Below are 929 nucleotides of genomic sequence, written 5' to 3' on the forward strand. Positions count from 1 at the left end.
CTCCTTCCTCAAAAATGGGAAGGTGTGAAACACCAATTTTAGGTGGGAGATGAATGGCGGTAGGCGTAAGCCTACGTTTTTTAGTATACTGTAGGCATCATACAAAAAGTGAGGTGCAACCCATGTTAGTAAATAAAGCATATAAATTTCGTATCTATCCAAATAAAGAACAAGAAATATTAATTGCTAAAACCATTGGGTGCAGTCGCTTTGTATTTAACCATTTTCTTGCTCTTTGGAATGATACCTATAAAGAAACAGGAAAAGGATTAACCTATCCTTCTTGCTCTGCCGAGCTCACCCAATTAAAGAAAAAACAGGATACGATTTGGTTAAAAGAAGTCGATAGTATTGCCCTTCAATCCACATTGAAAAACCTCGCAGATGCTTTTTCACGTTTTTTCAAGAAACAGAATGATATCCCACGATTTAAGTCTAAAAATAATAAAGTTCAATCCTACACAACCAAGCAAACAAACGGAAATATTGCAATTGTAGGTAACAAAATGAAATTACCGAAACTTGGCCTTGTTCGCTTTGCCAAAAGTCGTGAAGTAGAAGGTCGTATTTTAAATGCAACGATTCGACGCAACCCAAGTGGTAGATACTTTGTATCTGTCCTTGTCGAAACAAAGGTACAAAAAATGCCTAAAACTGAATCCACTTGTGGAATTGATGTTGGATTAAAAGATTTTTCCATTCTTTCTGATGGTACAACATACAAGAACCCTAAATTCTTCCGTATATTAGAAGAAAAGTTAGTGAGAGCACAGCGTATCCTTTCCAGAAGAACGAAAGGTTCTTCGAACTGGAATAAACAACGCGTGAAAGTTGCACGAATCCATGAACATATTGCAAATGCAAGAGCTGATTACTTACATAAACTCTCTACTGAAATCATCAAAAACCACGATGTCATCGGTATGGAA

1 protein-coding gene is annotated in these 929 nt (G+C 36.6%); it reads left to right on the top strand.

What is annotated here, in order from left to right; translation table 11 throughout:
• Nucleotides 1-122: 122 nt before the first annotated feature.
• Nucleotides 123-929, top strand: an 807-nt coding sequence (gene tnpB, locus BPMYX0001_RS24975; protein WP_033799754.1) for an IS200/IS605 family element RNA-guided endonuclease TnpB, incomplete at its 3' end; no start/stop codon positions are given.

Origin of the sequence: Bacillus pseudomycoides DSM 12442 (assembly GCF_000161455.1) — a bacterium.
Lineage (GTDB): Bacteria > Bacillota > Bacilli > Bacillales > Bacillaceae_G > Bacillus_A > Bacillus_A pseudomycoides.